Below are 20,992 nucleotides of genomic sequence, written 5' to 3' on the forward strand. Positions count from 1 at the left end.
ATGTTTTCACGCTCACCTCTGCCGCAGTCGAGCCCTCCCGCACCTTTCTACGAAAAGGTGAAGCAGGCGATAAGCGAAAAAATCGCCACCGGCGTCTGGCGGCCGCACGACCGTATTCCCTCGGAAGCCGAGCTGGTGGCGCAGTTTGGTTTTAGCCGGATGACCGTCAACCGGGCGCTGCGCGAACTGACCGACGACGGTCTTCTGGTGCGCTTGCAGGGGGTCGGAACGTTTGTGGCGGAACCGAAAGGGCAATCTGCCCTGTTTGAAATCCGCAGTATTGCCGATGAGATCACCGCGCGTAACCATCAGCACCGCTGTGAGGTGCTGGTGCTCGAAGAGACCCAGGCCAGCGCCGAGCAGGCCGTAGAGCTGAATGTCAAAGAGGGGAGCCGGATCTTCCACTCCGTGATGGTGCATTTCGAAAACGACATTCCGGTGCAGATTGAAGATCGCTGCGTTAACGCCGAACGGATACCGGACTACCTGAACCAGGATTACACCCACACCACGCCGCACGCCTATCTCTCGCTCGTCGCACCGCTGACGGAAGGGGAGCATATTGTGGAGGCCGTGCGCGCCACGCCGCAGGAGTGTGAACGGCTGCGCATTAAAGAGCACGATCCATGCCTGCTGATCCGTCGTCGTACATGGTCGTCATCGCAAATTGTGTCGCATGCCCGGCTGCTTTTCCCGGGTAACCGTTACCGGCTGCAGGGCCACTTTATGTCATAAGTTTTAAAAGCGTGATAGCTAACGCAATATAACAAAATTGTATCTTTTTTGTTAAAACTGACCTTGTGTGTGCTTGTCTATACAAGTATATCTAAATGCATCATCTGTCCCGTATGAGGAGCACACAATGTCGTCAGGTAAATACCGCCAGCAGGATGTCCGCGCTCCGCGCGGCACCACCCTTACCGCAAAAAGCTGGCTCACCGAAGCCCCGCTGCGCATGTTGATGAACAACCTTGATCCTGAGGTCGCGGAGAACCCCCACGAGCTGGTGGTCTACGGCGGCATAGGCCGTGCCGCGCGCAACTGGGAGTGCTATGACGCAATTGTAAAATCTCTGACTCACCTCGAACACGACGAAACCCTGCTGGTGCAGTCCGGCAAACCGGTTGGCGTATTCAAAACGCACAAGAACGCGCCGCGCGTGCTGATTGCTAACTCTAACCTCGTGCCGCACTGGGCCACCTGGGAACACTTCAACGAACTGGACGCTAAAGGGCTGGCGATGTATGGCCAGATGACCGCCGGGAGCTGGATCTACATCGGCAGCCAGGGAATTGTCCAGGGTACCTACGAAACCTTCGTGGAAGCCGGTCGCCAGCACTATAACGGCTCGCTGAAAGGCCGCTGGGTGCTGACCGCAGGTCTGGGCGGTATGGGCGGCGCGCAGCCGCTGGCCGCCACGCTTGCCGGCGCGTGCTCGCTCAACATTGAGTGCCAGCAGAGCCGCATTGATTTCCGTCTGCGTACCCGTTACGTCGACGAACAGGCAACCAGCCTGGACGATGCGCTGGCGCGTATCAAAAAATACACGTCTGAAGGCAAAGCGGTGTCGATTGCCCTGTGCGGCAACGCGGCAGATATTCTTCCTGAACTCGTCGCCCGCGGCGTCCGTCCGGATCTGGTTACCGACCAGACCAGCGCCCATGATCCTTTGCACGGTTACCTGCCAAAAGGCTGGACGTGGGAAGCCTACCAGCAAAAAGCGGAAACCGACCCGGAAGGTACGGTTCTTGCTGCCAAACGTTCCATGGCAGAACACGTCTCCGCCATGCTGGCCTTTAGTAAGATGGGCATTCCTACCTTTGATTACGGCAACAACATCCGTCAGATGGCGAAAGAGATGGGCGTGAATAATGCCTTCGACTTCCCGGGGTTCGTTCCTGCTTATATTCGCCCGCTGTTCTGCCGCGGTATCGGTCCGTTCCGCTGGGTTGCCCTGTCCGGTGACCCGGAGGATATCTACAAAACCGACGCCAAAGTGAAAGAGATTGTCGCGGATGACGAACACCTGCACCACTGGCTGGATATGGCCCGCGAGCGCATCAACTTCCAGGGCTTACCGGCGCGCATCTGCTGGGTAGGGCTGGAGTGGCGGCAAAAACTGGGTCTGGCCTTTAACGAAATGGTGCGCAGCGGCGAAGTCTCCGCGCCGATTGTGATTGGTCGTGACCATCTGGACTCCGGTTCCGTTGCCAGCCCTAACCGTGAAACCGAAGCCATGCGCGACGGTTCGGATGCAGTCTCCGACTGGCCTTTGCTGAACGCCTTACTGAATACCGCCAGCGGCGCGACCTGGGTATCGCTGCACCACGGTGGCGGCGTGGGGATGGGCTTCTCCCAGCATTCCGGGATGGTCATTGTCTGTGATGGAACGGATGAAGCTGCTGCGCGTATCGCTCGCGTGCTGCACAACGACCCGGCAACCGGCGTGATGCGTCACGCAGACGCTGGTTACGAGATTGCCATTGAATGTGCCAAAGAGCAGGGGCTAAACCTGCCGATGATCGCTGCCACACAAGGAAATCATGAATGAACGCCTTAACACTCACCCCCGGCTCACTGACGCTCAAACAACTGCGTAGCGTCTGGCGTCAACCGGTCACGCTCTCGCTTGATGAAAGTGCCCACGCCGCGATCAACGACAGCGTTGCCTGCGTCGAAGCCATTGTTGCCGAAGGGCGCACCGCCTACGGGATTAACACTGGTTTTGGGCTGCTGGCGCAGACACGTATTGCGACACACGATCTGGAGAACTTACAGCGTTCGCTGGTGCTTTCACACGCGGCGGGGGTTGGTCAGCCGCTGGATGATGAGATTGTCCGCCTGCTGATGGTGCTAAAAATCAACAGCCTGGCGCGCGGTTTCTCGGGCATTCGCCTGAGCGTGATCCAGGCGTTGATGGCGCTGGTGAACGCAGAAGTCTATCCGTGGATCCCGGCAAAAGGTTCTGTCGGTGCATCCGGCGATCTCGCGCCGCTGGCGCACATGTCGCTGCTGCTGCTCGGTGAAGGGCAGGCGCGCTGGCAGGGTGCGTGGCTTCCTGCGAAAGAGGCGCTGAAAAAAGCCGGGTTGAACCCGATCACCCTGGCGGCAAAAGAGGGGCTGGCGCTGCTGAACGGTACTCAGGCGTCGACGGCATTCGCTTTACGCGGCCTGTTTGAGGCTGAAGATCTGTTCGCCTCAGCAGTGGTGTGCGGTGCCCTGACGACTGAAGCCGTACTGGGCTCGCGTCGCCCGTTTGACGCGCGTATTCACGAGGTGCGCGGCCAGCGTGGGCAAATTGATGCCGCCGCGATGTACCGTCATGTTCTCACCGAAACCAGTGGTATTGCAGATTCACACCACAACTGTGAAAAGGTGCAGGATCCATATTCCCTGCGTTGCCAGCCGCAGGTAATGGGCGCGTGCCTGACGCAACTGCGCCAGGCGGCAGAGGTATTGCTGGTGGAAGCCAACGCGGTGTCCGATAACCCACTGGTATTCGCTCAAGAAAATGAAGTGGTGTCCGGGGGCAACTTCCACGCCGAGCCGGTGGCAATGGCGGCGGATAACATTGCCCTGGCGATTGCTGAAGTCGGTGCGTTGTCTGAACGTCGCATTGCGTTGATGATGGATAAGCACATGTCTCAGCTGCCACCGTTCCTGGTACGTAACGGCGGGGTTAACTCGGGCTTTATGATTGCCCAGGTGACGGCGGCGGCGCTGGCGAGCGAGAACAAAGCCCTGTCGCATCCGCATAGCGTGGATAGCCTGCCAACATCGGCAAACCAGGAAGATCACGTTTCTATGGCTCCGGCTGCCGGGCGTCGTTTGTGGGAGATGGCATCCAACACCCGTGGCGTGCTGGCGGTGGAATGGCTGGCGGCGTGTCAGGGAATCGATCTGCGCGAAGGGCTGAAGTCCAGTCCGCTGCTGGAGCAGGCGCGTCATACGCTGCGCGAGCATGTATCGCATTATGACGACGACCGCTTCTTTGCGCCGGATATTGATAAAGCGATGCAGCTTCTGGAAGAAGGGCGGCTGGTGGGGCTGTTGCCTTCGGTGCTGTGATTTTTTGCCCGGTGGCGCTGCGCTTACCGGGCCTACGAGTGCGAAATCCAGGCCGGGTAAGGCGTAGCCGCCACCCGGCTTTTTTTATGAATACATCGCCGTAATCGACGCGCTGCCAAGCGTATGGAAATGTACGTTAAACCCCACCATCGCGCCGCTCGCCCCTTCATCCACCTCAATCTTGTCCACATCCAGCGCATGCACCGTGAAGATATAGCGGTGGGTTTCCCCTTTTGGCGGCGCTGCGCCACCGTAACCCGCTTTACCAAAATCGGTACGGGTCTGAATCGCGCCTTCAGGCAGAGCAACCAGGCCTGAGCCGGAACCCTGTGGCAGTACGCGTGTGTCGGCGGGCAGGTTCGCCACAATCCAGTGCCACCAGCCTGAGCCTGTCGGTGCATCCGGGTCGTAACAGGTGACCACAAAACTTTTGGTTCCGGCCGGAACCTCGTCCCACGCAAGGTGCGGGGAGATATTATCCCCCTGGTACCCCATGCCGTTGAAAACATGACGCTCCGGCAGTTTTTCACCGTCGCGCAGATCTTTACTGATGATTTTCATACGATTTACCCTCGTTAATCACTCGTGCAGAAAGTGTAATGCATAGGGTTAAATCGCGAAATGCGCGGGAATGTTAACGGCTTCGACGACCGCGTCGGTGAGCTTCCGCAACTGAACGGGCGTAATGATATACGGCGGCATCAGGTAGATAAGCTTACCGAAGGGGCGAACCCAGACGCCACGTTCGACAAAGAAGCGCTGTAGTGCGGCCATATTCACCGGATGGGTGGTTTCAATCACACCAATCGCGCCCAGCACGCGTACGTCCGCCACAAAATTCGCACCCGAGGCGGCGCTCAGCTCTTCTTTCAACTGCGTCTCTATCGCCGCAACCTGCGTTTTCCACTCGCCGCTTTCCAGAATGGCAAGGCTTTCGCTCGCCACCGCGCAGGCCAGCGGATTACCCATAAACGTCGGGCCGTGCATAAAGCAGCCCGCTTCACCGTCGCTTATGGTGTCGGCAACGTGACGGGTGGTGAGTGTGGCGGAAAGCGTCATCGTACCGCCGGTGAGCGCTTTACCCAGACACAGAATATCTGGCGCGATGCCCGCATGTTCACAGGCAAACAGCTTACCCGTACGGCCAAAACCGGTGGCGATCTCATCGGCAATCAGCAGAATGCCCTCGCGATCGCACATCTTGCGGATACGCCTCAGCCACTCCGGGTGGTACATCCGCATCCCGCCGGCGCCCTGCACAATAGGCTCCAGGATCACCGCGGCGATTTCATGACGATGCGCCGCCATCAGGCGGGCGAAACCGACCATATCCATCTCGTTCCACTCGCCGTCGAAGCGGCTCTGCGGGGCCGGAGCAAACAGGTTTTCCGGCAGATACCCCTTCCACAGGCTGTGCATAGAGTTATCCGGATCGCACACCGACATCGCCCCGAAGGTATCGCCGTGATAGCCGTTGCGGAAGGTCAGGAACCGCTGACGGGATTCCCCACTGGCATGCCAGTACTGCAGCGCCATTTTCATCGCCACTTCCACCGCCACAGAACCGGAGTCCGCCAGGAACACGCACTCCAGGGCTTCAGGCGTCATTGCCACCAGGCGACGGCATAAATCCACCGCGGGCTGATGGGTGATCCCGCCAAACATCACGTGCGACATCTGGTCAATCTGCGCTTTCATCGCCGCATTCAGGCGCGGGTGGTTGTACCCGTGAATGGCCGCCCACCAGGAAGACATCCCGTCAACCAGCGGCTCACCGCTGGCGAGGTGTAGCTCGCAACCGTGAGCAGAAGCCACCGGATAAACGGGAAGGGGGCGGGTGGTGGAGGTGTAAGGGTGCCAGATATGCTGCTTGTCGAAGGCGAGATCGTCCTGGGTCATAATCGACTTGTAAACCATTTTGAAAAGTTTTAGGTTTACGAGTATAAACCGAACCGAAAATTAACAAAACCCTTTGGAGAAGCCCAATGGCTCACCACGCACGCTGGACGATGTCGCAAGTCACTGAATTATTTAACAAGCCTTTCCTTGAGCTGATGTTTGAAGCCCAGCAGGTACATCGTCAGCACTTCGACCCCCGCCATGTACAGGTCAGTACGCTGCTGTCGATCAAGACCGGTGCCTGCCCTGAAGATTGCAAATATTGCCCACAGAGCGCGCGTTATAAAACCGGTCTGGAATCTGAACGGCTGATGGAAGTCGAGCAGGTGCTCGACTCCGCCCGTAAGGCGAAAAACGCTGGCTCGACCCGCTTCTGCATGGGCGCCGCGTGGAAAAACCCGCACGATCGCGACATGCCGTATCTGGAGCAGATGGTAAAGGGCGTTAAGGAGATGGGACTCGAAGCCTGTATGACCCTTGGCACGCTGAATGAAGAGCAGGCGCAGCGCCTCTCTGCGGCAGGGCTGGATTACTACAACCACAACCTCGACACGTCGCCAGAGTTTTACGGCAATATCATCACCACGCGAACCTACCAGGAGCGTCTGGACACGCTGGATAAAGTCCGTGATGCCGGTATTAAGGTCTGTTCAGGCGGTATTGTGGGCTTAGGCGAAACGGTGAAAGACCGCGCGGGCCTGCTGCTGCAGCTGGCGAACCTGCCGACCCCGCCGGAAAGCGTGCCGATCAACATGCTGGTGAAGGTCAAAGGCACGCCGCTGGCGGATAACGAAGACGTGGATGCATTTGACTTTATCCGCACCATTGCGGTGGCGCGTATCATGATGCCGACCTCTTTCGTTCGCCTCTCCGCAGGTCGCGAGCAGATGAACGAACAGACCCAGGCGATGTGCTTTATGGCCGGGGCCAACTCCATCTTCTACGGCTGCAAGCTGCTGACCACACCGAACCCGGAAGAGGATAAAGACGTTCAGCTGTTCCGTAAGCTGGGGCTTAACCCGCATCAGACCGAGGTGCTGACGGGTGATAACGAGCAACAGCAGCAGCTGGAGCAGCAGATATTCAACGCCGACACCGACCAGTTCTATAACGCGGCAGCCGTATGACCTGGCAGGCACGTATCCATTCCGCGCTGGAAGAGCGCCGGGCGGCAGAGGCGTTTCGCGTCCGCAGGGTGGTTGAAAACGGTGCAGGCCGTTTTCTTACCCGTGATAACCGGCAGTTTTGTAATTTCTCCAGCAATGATTATCTCGGGCTGAGCCAGCATCCGGCCATCGTCCGCGCCTGGCAGCAGGGGGCGGAGCGATTTGGCGTGGGCAGCGGCGGTTCGGGACATGTCAGCGGATACACTACCGCTCATCAGGCGCTGGAGGAGGAGCTTGCGGACTGGCTGGGTTACCCGCGTGCATTGCTGTTTATCTCGGGTTTTGCCGCGAATCAGGCGGTTATCGCTGCCCTGATGGGAAAAGATGACCGCATTGTCGCCGACCGTTTAAGCCACGCCTCGCTGCTGGAGGCGGCAAATTTGAGCCCGGCTCAGCTGCGCCGTTTTGCCCATAACGATGCGGGACAGCTTGCTATGCTGCTGGATAAACCCTGCGACGGGCAACAGCTGGCGATCACGGAAGGGGTATTCAGCATGGACGGTGACAGTGCGCCGCTTGCCGCGCTGCACGAGGCAGCAAAAAGGCAAAACGCCTGGCTGTTGGTCGACGATGCCCACGGTATTGGTGTGATGGGGGATGAAGGGCGCGGCAGCGCGCACCAGCAAGGCGTGAAGCCGGAACTGCTGATTGTGACCTTCGGCAAAGGCTTTGGCGTGAGCGGAGCCGCTGTATTGTGCAGTGAGTCCGTTGCTGACTATCTGTTGCAGTTCGCCCGGCATTTGATCTACAGCACCAGCATGCCACCCGCCCAGGCCGTGGCGTTATCTGCGTCAATGGCGGTGATCCGCAGCCAGGAAGGCAAAGAACGTCGTGCGCGTCTGGCGGAGCATATTCAGCGTTTTCGTCAGGGGTTGTGCCATCTTCCTTTCCGCAGTACCGATTCGCAAAGCGCCATCCAGCCGGTGATCGTGGGTGAAAACAGTCTGGCGCTCACGCTGGCAGAGACGCTGCGCGAGAAGGGAATGTGGGTCACTGCCATTCGTCCACCCACCGTGCCACCGGGCACGGCGCGTTTGCGTCTGACCCTGACGGCGGCGCACGAAGCAGAGGACATTTCGGCACTTCTGGAGGCTCTGTATGTCGCCAGTCAATAAACAGGCCATTGCGGCAGCGTTTGGCCGGGCGGCACGCAGCTATTCGCAGCATGATGAACTCCAGCGCCAGAGTGCACGGGGGTTACTGGCTTTACTCGGCGAGAACCGTTTTGCGCAGGTGCTGGATGCCGGATGTGGTCCCGGCGGGAATAGTCGATACTGGCGCGAGTCGGGAAGCCACGTTACGGCCATTGACCTGTCATCAGACATGCTTGATGAGGCGCGTCATCAGCAGGCTGCGCATCACTATCTGGTGGCGGATATCGAGGCCATTCCGTTGGCTGAGGCACAATTTGATCTGGTCTGGAGCCATCTGGCAGTGCAATGGTGTAACAGCCTGCCACTGGCGTTAAGCGAGCTTTACCGCGTGGCCCGTCCGGGTGGCAAGGTGGCCTTTACCACGCTGCTGGAAAGCTCGCTACCGGAGCTGGATCAGGCGTGGCGAGCGGTGGATGAACAGCCGCATGCCAACCGATTTTTATCGCATGATCAGGTCACGCAGGCGCTGGCAGGCTGGCGCTATCGAAGCACGGTGCAGGTCATCACCCTCAATTTCAGCGATGCCGTCAGTGCCATGCGCTCGCTCAAGGGCATTGGTGCCACGCACCTGCATGCCGGACGCGAGAAAAAGCCTCTCACTCGTGGGCAGTTGCAACACCTGGAGCTGGCCTGGCCACAGCAGCGGGGGCATTTCCCGCTCTCTTATCAACTTTTTCATGGGATTATCGAACGTGAGTGAACGTTATTTTGTCACCGGAACGGATACGGAAGTGGGCAAAACAGTTGCCAGTTCTGCACTGTTACAGGCGGCGCGTCAGAGGGGAAAAACAACTGCTGGCTATAAGCCTGTTGCCTCCGGCAGCGAGATGACTGCGGAAGGGTTACGCAACACCGACGCGCTGGCGCTGCAGCGTAACAGCACCCTTAAACTCGACTATTCAGCGGTGAATCCCTACACCTTCGCCGAGCCGACGTCGCCGCACATTACCAGCGCCGACGAAGGCCGGCCGATTGATTTCGCCGTGCTGTCTGCCGGATTGCGGACACTGGAAAATCAGGCAAACTGGGTGCTGGTGGAGGGGGCAGGCGGCTGGTTTACGCCGCTCTCGGATACACAGACGTTTGCTGACTGGGTACGGGCCGAGCAGCTTCCGGTCATTCTTGTTGTCGGCGTCAAGCTGGGCTGCATCAATCACGCTATGTTGACCGCACAGGCCGTACAGCAGGCTGGACTGCGTCTGGCGGGCTGGATTGCCAACGACGTGGTTGAACCGGGTAAACGGCACCAGGAGTATCTGACGACGCTCAGGCGTGTCCTTCCCGCGCCGTGCCTCGGGGAAATTCCCTGGCTTGCTGACGGCGCGGAAAATGCCAAAACGGGTCATTATCTCGATCTCAGCGTCTTGCTTCCCGCGACATCCAGTGAGCGATGAGCTCGTCATCCAGTTCCTTAACGTGGCCCTGCGCCACGTTACGCCCGCGATAGAGCATACAGAAACGGTCCGCAACCCGGCGGATAAACGACAGCTGCTGTTCAGCTAATAACACCGTCATACCTAACTCCCGGTTTAAGCGCGCCAGCAGCTGCCCCAGCTTCTGTGCAAAGCCGTGACCTGCACCATGCATGGGTTCATCCAGAATCAGCATTTGAGGGCGATTCACCAGCGCATTGGCCAGAGCCAACTGATACTGGTCGTCGGGTGAGAGCGTGTTGGCACGGGTCTGTCGCAGCGCGTAGAGCTCCGGGAAAAGGTCGTAAACATCGCTTTTTGCTTCCGGGTCGGGTTTTCCCGTTGCCCGCATGGCAATATGCAGATTCTCCTCGATCGTTAACTGGGAGAAAATCCGCCTGTCCTGCGGGACATAGCCTATTTTCGGGTCTGAACGTTGTTCTGATGGCGGGTTGAGTAAATCACATGGCGGGGCCCCTGCTTCATGCCAGATAATCGTGCCGCTCTCGACGGGCAATTTGCCGGCGATGCAATTCATGAGCGTGGTTTTTCCCATTCCCGGCAGGCCAACTACGCCTGTACACATCCCCTGCGGAAAATCTAAATCCACGTTCCATAGCGTATGTTGGCTTCCGTAAAACTGATTCACTGCACGCAGACTCAACATCTTTCTCTCCTTAAAAATGTGTGTAGGTGAGGCTCGTTTTTGATTGTGCAAAACTCCTGCCAGAAACCTGAAAGTGATTAAAAAAAGAGCTTTTTTAGGAGTAAGCCTCAACGTTGCGGGATGACAAATTGACGACTTGCACATCGACGGTGCCGGAGATGTTGAGTTGTGGTGCAAGGCAGGAAATGACGGAAATGTGAGCAAGATCCCATCGGTTGGTTATGAATGACGCAACTGTTAATCATCAAAAAATAGCTATAAAAATTTTTTGTTGCTGTCTCATGGGAAAATCCGGGAATTTGCTGAGCGGCAGTCTGCACGGGCTGGAAGCAGTTATCCACTATTCCTGTGGATAACCATGTGCATTAGAGTTAGAAAACACGCGATAAGCGAGAGAAGACGCGGCTTACGCCCAAATTGGCGCGAAACGCGGCTTTAGGAAATATCGCTTATTATTTAATTGGTTAGATAAAAGCAATTCCCGTAATGAAAGTGTCACCGGTTGCCATAAAACTATCATTACCCGGCTTGACAAATGTTAAAAAAGAAAAAGTTCTGGGGATAACCTGGCCCGGGTGGTGTTTTATGTTGTCAGAGTCCAAACTTTGACCGCTATTGCGCTAATCATTCAGACGCTACTCTAAATATCCTGACATGCTACTGGTTTTTCATCCAGTGTTTTTTACTGGCATTCCTGGCAACAAGGAGTAAAATTACTCACCTGCCGCTTATAACGTCATCAGGTTGTCGCCCATGAGTAAACCGTTCAAATTGAATTCTGCTTTCCGTCCATCTGGCGATCAGCCTGAGGCGATCCGTCGTCTGGAGGAGGGGCTGGAAGATGGGCTGGCGCACCAGACGCTGCTGGGGGTAACCGGCTCGGGCAAAACGTTTACCATTGCCAACGTTATCGCGGACCTCCAGCGTCCCACAATGGTGCTTGCCCCCAACAAAACCCTGGCCGCGCAGCTTTATGGCGAGATGAAAGAGTTCTTCCCGGACAACGCGGTGGAATATTTTGTCTCCTACTACGATTACTACCAGCCTGAAGCCTATGTGCCGAGTTCTGACACCTTCATTGAGAAAGATGCCTCGGTAAACGAACACATTGAGCAGATGCGTCTTTCCGCAACGAAGGCGCTGCTTGAGCGTCGTGATGTGGTGGTGGTGGCGTCGGTTTCTGCGATCTACGGTCTGGGCGATCCGGATCTGTATCTCAAGATGATGCTGCACCTGACGCAGGGGATGATCATCGATCAGCGTGCGATTTTACGCCGTCTCGCAGAGCTGCAGTACACCCGCAACGACCAGGCGTTCCAGCGTGGCACCTTCCGCGTACGCGGCGAGGTGATCGACATCTTCCCGGCAGAATCGGACGACATGGCGCTGCGCGTCGAGCTGTTTGACGAAGAGGTTGAACGCCTGTCGCTATTTGACCCGCTGACCGGCCACATCGAGTCGGTGATCCAGCGCTTCACCATCTACCCGAAAACGCACTACGTCACGCCACGCGAGCGTATCGTGCAGGCGATGGAGGAGATCAAAGTGGAGCTGGCCGAGCGCCGTAAGGTGCTGCTGGCGAACAATAAGCTGCTGGAAGAGCAACGTCTGAGCCAGCGAACCCAGTTTGATCTGGAGATGATGAACGAGCTGGGCTACTGCTCCGGCATTGAAAACTACTCGCGCTTCCTCTCCGGGCGCGGGCCGGGCGAGCCGCCGCCGACGCTGTTTGATTACCTCCCGGCAGACGGTTTGCTGGTGATCGACGAATCCCACGTCACTATCCCACAGATCGGCGGGATGTATCGCGGTGATCGCGCGCGTAAAGAGACGCTGGTGGAGTATGGTTTCCGACTGCCATCGGCGCTGGATAACCGTCCGATGAAGTTTGAAGAGTTCGAGGCGCTAGCGCCGCAAACCATTTACGTGTCGGCAACGCCAGGCAACTACGAGCTGGAGAAATCAGGCGACGAGGTGGTTGATCAGGTGGTGCGTCCAACAGGGCTGCTGGATCCTGTCATTGAAGTCCGGCCGGTGGCGACGCAGGTGGATGACCTGCTTTCTGAGATCCGCGCCCGTTCCGCCATTAATGAGCGCGTGCTGGTGACCACGCTCACCAAGCGCATGGCAGAAGACCTGACCGAGTATCTGGAAGAGCACGGCGAGAAGGTGCGTTATCTGCACTCGGATATTGATACGGTTGAGCGTATGGAGATTATCCGCGATCTGCGTCTGGGTGAGTTCGACGTGCTGGTGGGGATCAACCTGTTGCGAGAAGGTCTGGACATGCCGGAAGTCTCGCTGGTGGCGATTCTGGATGCAGACAAAGAAGGCTTCCTGCGTTCTGAACGCTCCCTGATCCAGACGATTGGCCGCGCCGCGCGTAACGTTAACGGTAAAGCGATTCTGTACGGCGACAAAATTACTCCGTCGATGGCGAAAGCGATTGGTGAAACGGAGCGCCGCCGCGAGAAGCAGCAGCGCTACAACGAAGAGCACGGCATCATCCCTCAGGGGCTGAACAAGAAGGTGGTGGATATCCTGGCGCTGGGTCAGAACATTGCGAAGACCAAAACGAAAGGTCGCGGCAAGGCGCGTTCAGTGGTGGAAGAGGATACCGTCGTGCTGACGCCAAAAGCGTTGCAGCAGAAAATCCACGAGCTGGAAGGCCAGATGATGCAGCACGCGCAGAATCTTGAGTTCGAAGAGGCGGCGCAGATCCGCGACCAGTTGCATCAGTTGCGGGATCTGTTTATCGCGGCATCGTGAGTAAAGCGTTGTTTTCTCCCTCTCCCCGTGGGAGAGGGCCGGGGTGAGGGCATCAGGCCGCACAAAACGAATCTATCCCAGCGCCTGAATCGCTTTCTCCAGCGCCTCACGCAGCAGGTGGCGGTCATGGCGGTATTTGATGTCTGTGGCCTCCAGCGGCTCCTGCACTACCAGACGATCGCCGATACCGGATACATCAACCTTCGGCCCGACCACCACGCCGTCAATGATCTTCTTCCCGACGTAATGCTCCATTAAATTCAGTTTGTCCGGCAGTGATAAGCTCGCCGCTGCCGGGCTCAGCTCACGGCCCAGGTTACCGATGTAAACCATCGGGGCAGGGGTGCGTCGCAGCGCCTGTGCCAGCTCTTTCACCAGCAGAATTGGCATCAGGCTGGTATAAAAACTGCCCGGACCGATCAGGATAAGATCCGCTTCTCCGATTGCCTCCACCGCTTCTCGCGTGGCGGGTACGCTCGGGTAGGTCATTAACTCTGTTGGCGGCAGGACGAGTTGGTCAATATTCACCTCGCCGTAAACTTCATGTCCTTCGGCATCGATTGCCATCAAGTCAACCGGTTGTTCAGACATAGGGATCAGGAATGCATCCACTTTAAGCAGATTACGGATTAAATTGATGGCTTCCAGAGGCCGTACGCTCAGGTGATCAAGCGCCTTTAACATTAAGTTTCCGAGGTTATGCCCGGAAAGTTCGCCATTACCGCCAAAACGGTACTCAAACATCGCCGAAGCAACGCTCGGTTCAGTAATTAACTGGTTCAGACAGTTGCGCATGTCTCCCCAGGCAATGCCGCCTTCGGCACGACGGATGCGTCCGGTTGAGCCACCGTTATCGGTGGTGGTTACTATCCCTGTCAACCTTGAGCCGAGTGACGACAAAGAGGACATCACCCGACCCAGACCGTGGCCTCCGCCAAGAGCGACTACCCGGTCAAGATCCGCAAAAGTGCGATTGCGCATACGTATTCCTTATCACGTTTGATCGCGTAACAGTAACCTAACTACCCCTAAAAGACGATGCCTCAGCCGATGCAAAATGACGTATATCAATGTGAAAGTGCGGTTTTTAGGTATTCTGTAGTGAAAATGCAGGATTGATTCGTTATATAGATGATTATATAGCGAAAAGCGATAATGGCGCAGTCAGAATTTCCGCGCTACTATCGCCATAACCACGTTTTCAAAATTGAAAACATACACTCTAGCCCTTGTGCCTGTGTCGAAAGATATGGCGCTCTGGCCGTGGCGAATTTGCCACCAGGGTACAGAAAGAAATGACTGTGCCTCCCGTATCTGGAAAGGTGTACATGGCTTCACAACTTACTGATGCTTTCGCGCGTAAGTTTTATTACTTACGTCTGTCGATTACCGACGTGTGCAACTTCCGTTGCACCTACTGTCTGCCCGATGGCTACAAACCGGGCAGCGTCACCAATAACGGCTTTCTTTCCGTGGATGAAGTGCGGCGCGTGACGCGTGCATTCTCTGAACTCGGCACGGAAAAAGTGCGTCTGACCGGGGGCGAGCCCTCGCTGCGTCGCGACTTCCCCGACATCATTGCCGCCGTGCGTGAAAACGAACGTATCCGCCAGATTGCAGTCACCACCAACGGCTACCGCATGGCCCGCGATGTGGCGAACTGGCGTGATGCTGGCCTGACGGCAATTAACGTCAGCGTCGATAGCCTGGACGCCCGTCAGTTCCACGCCATTACCGGGCAGGATAAATTCCAGCAGGTAATGGACGGTATCGACGCCGCGTTCACGGCCGGCTTTGAAAAAGTCAAAGTCAACACGGTGCTGATGCGCGATGTAAACCATCATCAGCTGGACACCTTCCTGGCGTGGATCAAATCCCGTCCCATTCAACTGCGCTTTATCGAGCTGATGGAAACCGGCGAGGGCAGCGAGCTGTTCCGTCGCCATCACATCTCCGGCATGGTGCTGCGCGACGAGCTGCTGAAACGCGGCTGGCTCCATCAGATCCGCCAGCGCAGCGACGGCCCGGCGCAGGTCTTCTGTCACCCGGATTACGAAGGGGAGATTGGGCTTATCATGCCCTATGAGAAAGACTTCTGCGCCAGCTGCAACCGTCTTCGCGTCTCCTCCGTGGGCAAACTCCATCTCTGCCTGTTCGGCGATGGCGGCGTGGACCTTCGCGATCTGCTGGAAGACGATGCGCAGCAGGATGCGCTTGAAGCACGCATCTCTGAAGCCCTGACGCATAAAAAACAGACCCACTTCCTGCACCAGGGCAACACCGGTATTACTCAAAACCTGTCCTATATTGGCGGGTAATCAGGCTTAAGAGGGAATAAGAAGATGAGTCAGGTTAGCGCAGAATTTATCCCGACACGTATTGCCATTCTTACCGTTTCCGACCGCCGTGGCGAAGAGGATGATACCTCCGGCCACTGGTTGCGTGATGCAGCCCACGAAGCGGGCCATAAGATTGTTGATAAAGCGATTGTGAAAGAGAACCGCTACGCCATTCGCGCGCAGGTTTCTCAGTGGATCGCCAGCGATGACGTGCAGGTGGTGTTGGTTACCGGCGGTACGGGTTTCACGGCGGGCGATCAAGCCCCCGAGGCGCTGGTCCCACTGTTCGATCGCGAAGTGGAAGGCTTCGGTGAAGTGTTCCGTATGCTCTCGTTTGAAGAGATTGGTACCTCCACGCTGCAGTCGCGCGCGGTAGCGGGTGTCGCGAACAACACCCTGATTTTCGCCATGCCCGGCTCGACGAAAGCCTGCCGCACCGCGTGGGAAAACATCATCGCCCCGCAGCTGGATGCCCGAACCCGTCCGTGTAATTTCCATCCTCATTTAAAGAAATAAGCTATGTCACAACTGACCCACATTAACGCCGCTGGCGAAGCGCATATGGTCGACGTCTCCGCCAAAGCGGAAACGGTGCGCGAGGCGCGCGCGGAAGCGTTCGTCACCATGCTGCCGGAGACCCTGGCGATGATTATCGACGGTAGCCACCATAAGGGCGACGTCTTTGCCACCGCCCGCATCGCCGGGATTCAGGCCGCCAAACGGACCTGGGATCTTATCCCGCTGTGCCATCCGCTGATGCTGAGCAAGGTGGAAGTGAATCTGCAGGCGCAGCCAGAGCACAGCCGCGTGCGCATTGAATCACTCTGCCGCTTAACCGGCAAAACGGGCGTGGAGATGGAAGCCCTGACGGCGGCCTCCGTTGCCGCGCTGACCATCTACGACATGTGCAAAGCGGTGCAAAAAGATATGGTGATTGGCCCGGTTCGCCTGCTGGCGAAAAGCGGCGGCAAATCCGGCGATTTTAAGGTGGACAGCCATGATTAAGGTGCTCTTTTTTGCCCAGGTGCGCGAGCTGGTGAATACCGACAGCCTGACGCTGGATGCGTCCTTCGAAAACGTTGCCGCCCTGCGCGCGCATCTTGCCGCACAAAGCGACCGCTGGGCGCTGGCGCTGGACGAAGGCAAGCTGCTGGCCGCCGTGAATCAGACGCTGGTTGAATTCACCCATCCGCTGAACGCAGGGGATGAAGTGGCGTTCTTCCCACCGGTGACCGGGGGCTAAAATGGCGGAAACACGAATTCTGGTAGGTCCTGAGCGCTTCAGCGTGGGTACAGAATATAGCTGGCTGGCGGAGCGTGATGAAGACGGTGCGGTGGTGACCTTCACCGGCAAAGTGCGTAACCACAACCTGGGTGACAGCGTGAAAGCACTGACCCTGGAGCACTATCCGGGCATGACGGAAAAATCGCTGGCGGCGATTGTGGAAGAAGCACGCGGGCGCTGGCCGCTCGGACGAGTGACAGTTATCCACCGTATTGGCGAAATGTGGCCTGGCGAGGAGATTGTCTTCGTCGGGGTGACCAGCGCACACCGCGGCAGCGCGTTTGCGGCAGGGGAGTTCATTATGGACTACCTCAAAACCAGAGCGCCGTTCTGGAAGCGTGAAGCCACCCCGGAAGGTGACCGCTGGGTTGAATCTCGTGATAGCGACAAACACGCCGCCAGCCGTTGGTAGTCGGTTTACGTGGATGTGTTAATCTTAACGTGTGTGTCTACTTAAACTTAATCAGGAGTGAATCATGGACCGATTTCCGCGTTCCGATTCAATAGTACAGCAGACCCGTAGTGGGCTGCAGACGTATATGGCTCAGGTGTATGGCTGGATGACGGTTGGCCTGTTGCTGACCGCGTTTATCGCGTGGTATGCGGCCAATACGCCGGAGCTGATGATGTTTATCTTCTCCAGCAAAATCACCTTCTTTGGGCTGATTATTGCCCAGCTAGCGTTGGTGTTCGTCCTTTCAGGCCTGGTGCAAAAGCTCAGCGCCGGCATGGCGACTACGCTGTTTATGCTCTACTCGGCGCTGACCGGGCTGACGCTTTCCAGCATTTTCATCGTTTACACTTACTCTTCCATCGCCAGTACCTTTGTGGTGACCGGCGGGATGTTTGGGGCGATGAGCCTCTATGGTTACACCACCAAACGCGATTTGAGCGGTTTTGGCAGTATGCTGTTTATGGGGCTGATTGGGATTGTGCTGGCGTCTCTGGTGAACCTGTGGCTGAAAAGTGAAGCGCTGATGTGGGCGGTGACCTATATCGGGGTGGTGATCTTTGTTGGGTTGACGGCTTATGACACCCAGAAGCTGAAAAACATCGGTGAGCAGATCGACGTACGCGACAGTTCGAACCTGCGCAAATACGCGATCCTGGGCGCGCTGACGCTGTATCTGGACTTTATCAACCTGTTCCTGATGCTGCTGCGTATCCTCGGCAACCGTCGTTAAGGTTGTTTTGCCGGGTGGCGGCTGCGCCTTACCCGGTATACGAAACTAAAAACGGCAACCTGGTTGCCGTTTTGCTTTTATTTTGCCAACGCCTTCTCGTTCTTCGCTCTCAGCTTTTTCGCCCGACTCTCCAGCATCAGATAACAGACCGTTGCCAGCGCCAGCGGCAGGAAGTAATACAGCATGCGGTAGGCCAGCAGCGCAGCGATAATCGTCCCCTGAGAGACATGTTCCCCGGCCAGCAGCGCGATAAACACCGCCTCCAGCACGCCGATCCCTGCCGGAATATGGACAATCACCCCGGCAATACTGCTCACCAGCAGAACGCCCAGCACGAAGAAGTAGTTCACATCTTCGCCAGTCAACAGCCAGATAATCGCCCCCATCGCCATCCAGTTGGCGCTGGATACCGCCATCTGCAACACCGCGAAGCGCCATGAAGGTAATACCAGTTCTTGCCCTTTAATGGTCATATGACGGCGTTTAGCGAAGGCGCAGGCCCACAGATAAAAAGCGATAATCAGCAGCAACACGATGCCGAGAATACGCAGCGTGGTCTCATCGATATACCAGTGCGCGGGCAACTGCACCACGCCGAGGGTAAAAATCACCCCACCGAGCAGAATGTACCCCAGCCAGTTGGTGGTAATGCTGAGCGAGAAAATGCGCGTGATGGTTCCGCCCGGTAGTCCCAGCCGCGAGTAGAGGCGATAGCGCATTCCAATCCCGCCGACCCAGGTGCTTAATGTCAGGTTAAACGCATAGCAGATGAACGACACCAGCATAACCTGGCGTTTAGCCAGTTTGTGGCCGCAATAGGCGCGCCCCAGCAGGTCATAGCAGCCGTACATCAGATAGCTGATAATAACCAACCCAACAGCACCCAGCAGCACCAGCCGATTGTAGTTGCGGATAACTTTCCACACCTCTTCCCAGTCAACTTTCTGCGCGTAAATCACCAGCAACACGGCGACTGCAATAAAGAAGATCCAGGTGAGGATTTTTTTTGCCAGCCGCCAGCGCGGATGCGATTTTGACATCAGGTTTTCCCTCCGTCTTGCGCTTCAACGCGATCCTGGGTTTCCATTTCAGGTTGCACAGGCGGCTCCACGAGCGCCAGTTTTGGTGTATGTGCCGGCAGCCAGCCGACCATCGCCGGGAAATGGCGCAGGAAGTGGAACACCAGCACGCTGATGCCCAGGTTCCACCAGGTGCGTTTGGGTACCATGGATTCATCCACGCGCACGCAGTCGTTGACGATCAACGCCTGCAGGTTATCCCGAAGGGTCTGGTTAAACTGGCGATCGTAAATGATCAGGTTCGCTTCAAGATTGAGCGATAAACTTAGCGGATCAAGGTTACTGGAGCCCACGGTTGCCCAGTGATCGTCCATCAGCGCAACTTTGCCGTGCAGCGGGCGACGGCGGTATTCGTAAATCTGCACGCCGCCTTTCACCAGATAGTGATACAGCAGCCGCGCGCCGACTTTGACTATCGGCATATCCGGCTCGCCCTGCACAATCAGCTTCACACGCACACCCCGTCGGGCCGCATTGCGCATGGCATGCAGCAGACGATAGCCCGGGAAAAAGTAGGCGTTGGCGATGATGACCTCGCGCTTCGCGTTGGCGAGCATCTTCAGATAATGACGCTCAATGTCGTTTCTGTGCTCGGCGTTATCCCGCCAGACGAACAGCGCCTGCGCTTCTCCGGGATTCCGGTTCTCTTCCGGACGATGGCGGCGTTTCCACCAGCGACGTGCAACCTCTTTACCGGGCAAGTTTTCCAGTTCGAACAACAGGATATCCTGAACTACAGGCCCTTCGATGCGGATCGCATAATCCTGTTTCGCTTCCGGGCCGTAATCGGACATATGTTCAGCGGAGTAGTTAATGCCGCCAACAAACGCCACCGTCTCATCCACCACCACAATTTTGCGGTGCATCCGGCGGAAAAGGTTGGTACGCATGCCGAACAGGCGAGTGCCGGGATCGTAGTAGCGGAAGATCACACCCGCTGAAGTGAGTTCATTGACGAAGGCGTCGCTGAGATCCGGTGAACCATAGCCATCGAGGAGGACTTCAATATTGACGCCACGCCGGGCGGCGCGCAGCAGCACGCTGTGCAATTGTTTACCGACGTCATCTTCGAACCAGATAAAGGTTTCGAGGATCACTTTCTGCTTTGCATGGTCAATCGCTTTGAACACGGCCGGGTAATACTCGTCCCCATTAACCAGCAGCGTGATCCGGTTGCCATCTTGCCAGGAACATTTCATAAGTGGATCTCCGCACTGAGCGGGGCATGGTCGGAGAGATGTCGCCAGTTGAGTAGCGCCAGGGCGGTAGGACTGCTGGCGTGAGCATTTTTCACGTAGATCCGGTCAAGACGCAGCAAGGGGAAACGTACCGGAAAGGTGCGCGCGGGTCTGCCGTTCGCGCGGGTGAAAATTTCCTCCAGCCCGGCATTCACTTTCAACGGATGGTTCGCCCGCTGTCGCCAGTCGTTGAAATCACCGGCCACGATCACCGGTTCACCTTCGGGAAGTGCATTAGCCCACTCTGCCAGCATGTTCAGCTGCGCCTGGCGATGGGCTTCGCGCAGACCGAGATGAACACAGCCGACATGGAGGGGAAGCTCAAGGTCGGGCGGAGTGATACGGCAGTAAAGCAGGCCGCGTTTTTCGCTTTCCCCTACGGAAACATCGCGGTTCTCGTAATATTCAATCGGGAAACGTGACAGCACCGCGTTGCCGTGATGGCCTTCCGGATAGACCGCGTTGCGTCCGTAAGCGTAATCACTCCACATGGTGTCGGCCAGAAATTCGTAGTGGGGCGTGTCGGGCCAGTTCTCAACGTGAAGCGGATGCACTTCGTGTGCGCCCATTACCTCCTGCAGGCAAACAATGTCCGCATTGACGGTGCGTACCGCGTCGCGCAGCTCCGGTAAAATGAAGCGGCGGTTAAATGCTGTGAAGCCTTTATGAATGTTTATTGTCAGCACGTTAAGCGAGAAATGCTGCATTTTTGGCGTCATAAGCTCCTTCCTG

The 20,992-nt window shown here is 57.0% G+C and carries 21 protein-coding genes and 1 riboswitch; of the genes, 14 read left to right on the forward strand and 7 right to left on the reverse strand.

Features of this window, described 5'->3' with window-relative positions:
- From LCD46_06295 to hutH, 3 genes are all read left to right on the forward strand, one after another.
- Entirely contained in the window at positions 1-735 is a 735-nt protein-coding gene (locus LCD46_06295; protein UOY71922.1) for a histidine utilization repressor, read from the forward strand.
- Positions 736-862: 127 nt separating this feature from the next.
- A complete protein-coding gene (gene hutU / locus LCD46_06300) occupies positions 863-2,551 on the forward strand; it encodes a urocanate hydratase (GenBank protein ID UOY71923.1) in 1,689 nt (562 codons plus the stop codon).
- Positions 2,548-4,068 (forward strand): histidine ammonia-lyase, encoded by a 1,521-nt coding sequence (gene hutH, locus LCD46_06305; protein ID UOY71924.1) that lies wholly within the window; start codon positions 2,548-2,550, stop codon positions 4,066-4,068. The genes hutU and hutH overlap by 4 nt, the downstream gene beginning before the upstream one ends.
- An 84-nt stretch (positions 4,069-4,152) precedes the next feature.
- Here hutH and LCD46_06310 read toward each other — a convergent pair whose 3' ends face one another.
- Both LCD46_06310 and bioA read right to left on the reverse strand, forming a co-directional pair.
- Positions 4,153-4,629, reverse strand: coding sequence for a kinase inhibitor (locus LCD46_06310; protein ID UOY71925.1), 477 nt, complete (start codon positions 4,627-4,629; stop codon positions 4,153-4,155).
- Positions 4,630-4,677: 48 nt separating this feature from the next.
- Entirely contained in the window at positions 4,678-5,985 is a 1,308-nt protein-coding gene (gene bioA, locus LCD46_06315) for an adenosylmethionine--8-amino-7-oxononanoate transaminase (protein ID UOY71926.1), read from the reverse strand.
- Between the two features lie 68 nt (positions 5,986-6,053).
- Here bioA and bioB point away from each other — a divergent pair, with 68 nt between their 5' ends.
- Genes bioB through bioD form a run of 4 tightly spaced genes read left to right on the forward strand, consistent with a single transcriptional unit; the run spans position 6,054 to position 9,681 of the window.
- Entirely contained in the window at positions 6,054-7,094 is a 1,041-nt protein-coding gene (bioB, locus tag LCD46_06320; protein UOY71927.1) for a biotin synthase BioB, read from the forward strand.
- Positions 7,091-8,248: an 8-amino-7-oxononanoate synthase gene (gene bioF / locus LCD46_06325; protein ID UOY71928.1), complete on the forward strand. Its 1,158-nt coding sequence runs from the start codon at positions 7,091-7,093 to the stop codon at positions 8,246-8,248. Before bioB ends, bioF begins: the two co-directional genes overlap by 4 nt.
- Positions 8,232-8,987 (forward strand): malonyl-ACP O-methyltransferase BioC, encoded by a 756-nt coding sequence (gene bioC / locus LCD46_06330; GenBank protein ID UOY71929.1) that lies wholly within the window; start codon positions 8,232-8,234, stop codon positions 8,985-8,987. The genes bioF and bioC overlap by 17 nt, the downstream gene beginning before the upstream one ends.
- Positions 8,980-9,681, forward strand: coding sequence for a dethiobiotin synthase (gene bioD / locus LCD46_06335; protein UOY71930.1), 702 nt, complete (start codon positions 8,980-8,982; stop codon positions 9,679-9,681). Before bioC ends, bioD begins: the two co-directional genes overlap by 8 nt.
- Here bioD and LCD46_06340 read toward each other — a convergent pair.
- Complete coding sequence (locus tag LCD46_06340; protein UOY71931.1) at positions 9,644-10,366, reverse strand: ATP-binding cassette domain-containing protein; 723 nt, start codon at positions 10,364-10,366, stop codon at positions 9,644-9,646. The two genes, bioD and LCD46_06340, sit on opposite strands and share 38 nt — an antisense overlap.
- A 753-nt stretch (positions 10,367-11,119) precedes the next feature.
- On the opposite strand from LCD46_06340, the gene uvrB reads away from it, so the two are divergent.
- On the forward strand, positions 11,120-13,135 hold the full coding sequence (gene uvrB / locus LCD46_06345; protein UOY71932.1) for an excinuclease ABC subunit B: 2,016 nt from the start codon (positions 11,120-11,122) through the stop codon (positions 13,133-13,135).
- A 72-nt stretch (positions 13,136-13,207) separates the two neighbouring features.
- Here the strand turns inward: uvrB and yvcK are convergent, their stop codons facing one another.
- Complete coding sequence (gene yvcK / locus LCD46_06350) at positions 13,208-14,116, reverse strand: uridine diphosphate-N-acetylglucosamine-binding protein YvcK (GenBank protein ID UOY71933.1); 909 nt, start codon at positions 14,114-14,116, stop codon at positions 13,208-13,210.
- A gap of 225 nt (positions 14,117-14,341) precedes the next feature.
- Positions 14,342-14,476: riboswitch (molybdenum cofactor riboswitch) on the forward strand.
- On the opposite strand from yvcK, the gene moaA reads away from it, so the two are divergent.
- The 6 genes from moaA (at position 14,464) to LCD46_06380 (ending at position 17,943) form a co-directional block, all read left to right on the forward strand.
- The gene (moaA, locus tag LCD46_06355) at positions 14,464-15,453 is read left to right on the forward strand and encodes a GTP 3',8-cyclase MoaA (protein UOY71934.1); all 990 of its coding nucleotides are present in this window, start codon (positions 14,464-14,466) and stop codon (positions 15,451-15,453) included. Its footprint overlaps the riboswitch before it by 13 nt.
- A 24-nt stretch (positions 15,454-15,477) precedes the next feature.
- Positions 15,478-15,990, forward strand: a complete 513-nt coding sequence (moaB, locus tag LCD46_06360; GenBank protein ID UOY71935.1) for a molybdenum cofactor biosynthesis protein B — start codon at positions 15,478-15,480, stop codon at positions 15,988-15,990.
- Positions 15,991-15,993: 3 nt separating this feature from the next.
- Entirely contained in the window at positions 15,994-16,479 is a 486-nt protein-coding gene (gene moaC / locus LCD46_06365) for a cyclic pyranopterin monophosphate synthase MoaC (protein UOY71936.1), read from the forward strand.
- A complete protein-coding gene (gene moaD, locus LCD46_06370) occupies positions 16,472-16,717 on the forward strand; it encodes a molybdopterin synthase sulfur carrier subunit (protein ID UOY71937.1) in 246 nt (81 codons plus the stop codon). The genes moaC and moaD overlap by 8 nt, the downstream gene beginning before the upstream one ends.
- A 1-nt stretch (position 16,718) precedes the next feature.
- Positions 16,719-17,171, forward strand: coding sequence for a molybdopterin synthase catalytic subunit MoaE (gene moaE, locus LCD46_06375; protein ID UOY71938.1), 453 nt, complete (start codon positions 16,719-16,721; stop codon positions 17,169-17,171).
- 64 nt (positions 17,172-17,235) lie between these two features.
- Positions 17,236-17,943 carry a Bax inhibitor-1/YccA family protein gene (locus LCD46_06380; protein UOY71939.1) on the forward strand — a complete coding sequence of 236 codons (708 nt, stop codon included), beginning with the start codon at positions 17,236-17,238 and terminating at the stop codon, positions 17,941-17,943.
- Positions 17,944-18,020: 77 nt separating this feature from the next.
- Here the strand turns inward: LCD46_06380 and LCD46_06385 are convergent, their stop codons facing one another.
- The 3 genes from LCD46_06385 to LCD46_06395 are packed head-to-tail and all read right to left on the reverse strand — an operon-like array spanning position 18,021 to position 20,979.
- The gene (locus tag LCD46_06385; protein ID UOY71940.1) at positions 18,021-18,983 is read right to left on the reverse strand and encodes a YbhN family protein; all 963 of its coding nucleotides are present in this window, start codon (positions 18,981-18,983) and stop codon (positions 18,021-18,023) included.
- Positions 18,983-20,221 carry a cardiolipin synthase ClsB gene (clsB, locus tag LCD46_06390; GenBank protein ID UOY71941.1) on the reverse strand — a complete coding sequence of 413 codons (1,239 nt, stop codon included), beginning with the start codon at positions 20,219-20,221 and terminating at the stop codon, positions 18,983-18,985. The genes LCD46_06385 and clsB overlap by 1 nt, the downstream gene beginning before the upstream one ends.
- On the reverse strand, positions 20,218-20,979 hold the full coding sequence (locus LCD46_06395; GenBank protein UOY71942.1) for an endonuclease/exonuclease/phosphatase family protein: 762 nt from the start codon (positions 20,977-20,979) through the stop codon (positions 20,218-20,220). Before LCD46_06395 ends, clsB begins: the two co-directional genes overlap by 4 nt.
- Positions 20,980-20,992 lie beyond the last annotated feature (13 nt).

Origin of the sequence: Enterobacter ludwigii, from assembly GCA_023023105.1 — a bacterium.
GTDB lineage: Bacteria > Pseudomonadota > Gammaproteobacteria > Enterobacterales > Enterobacteriaceae > Enterobacter > Enterobacter adelaidei.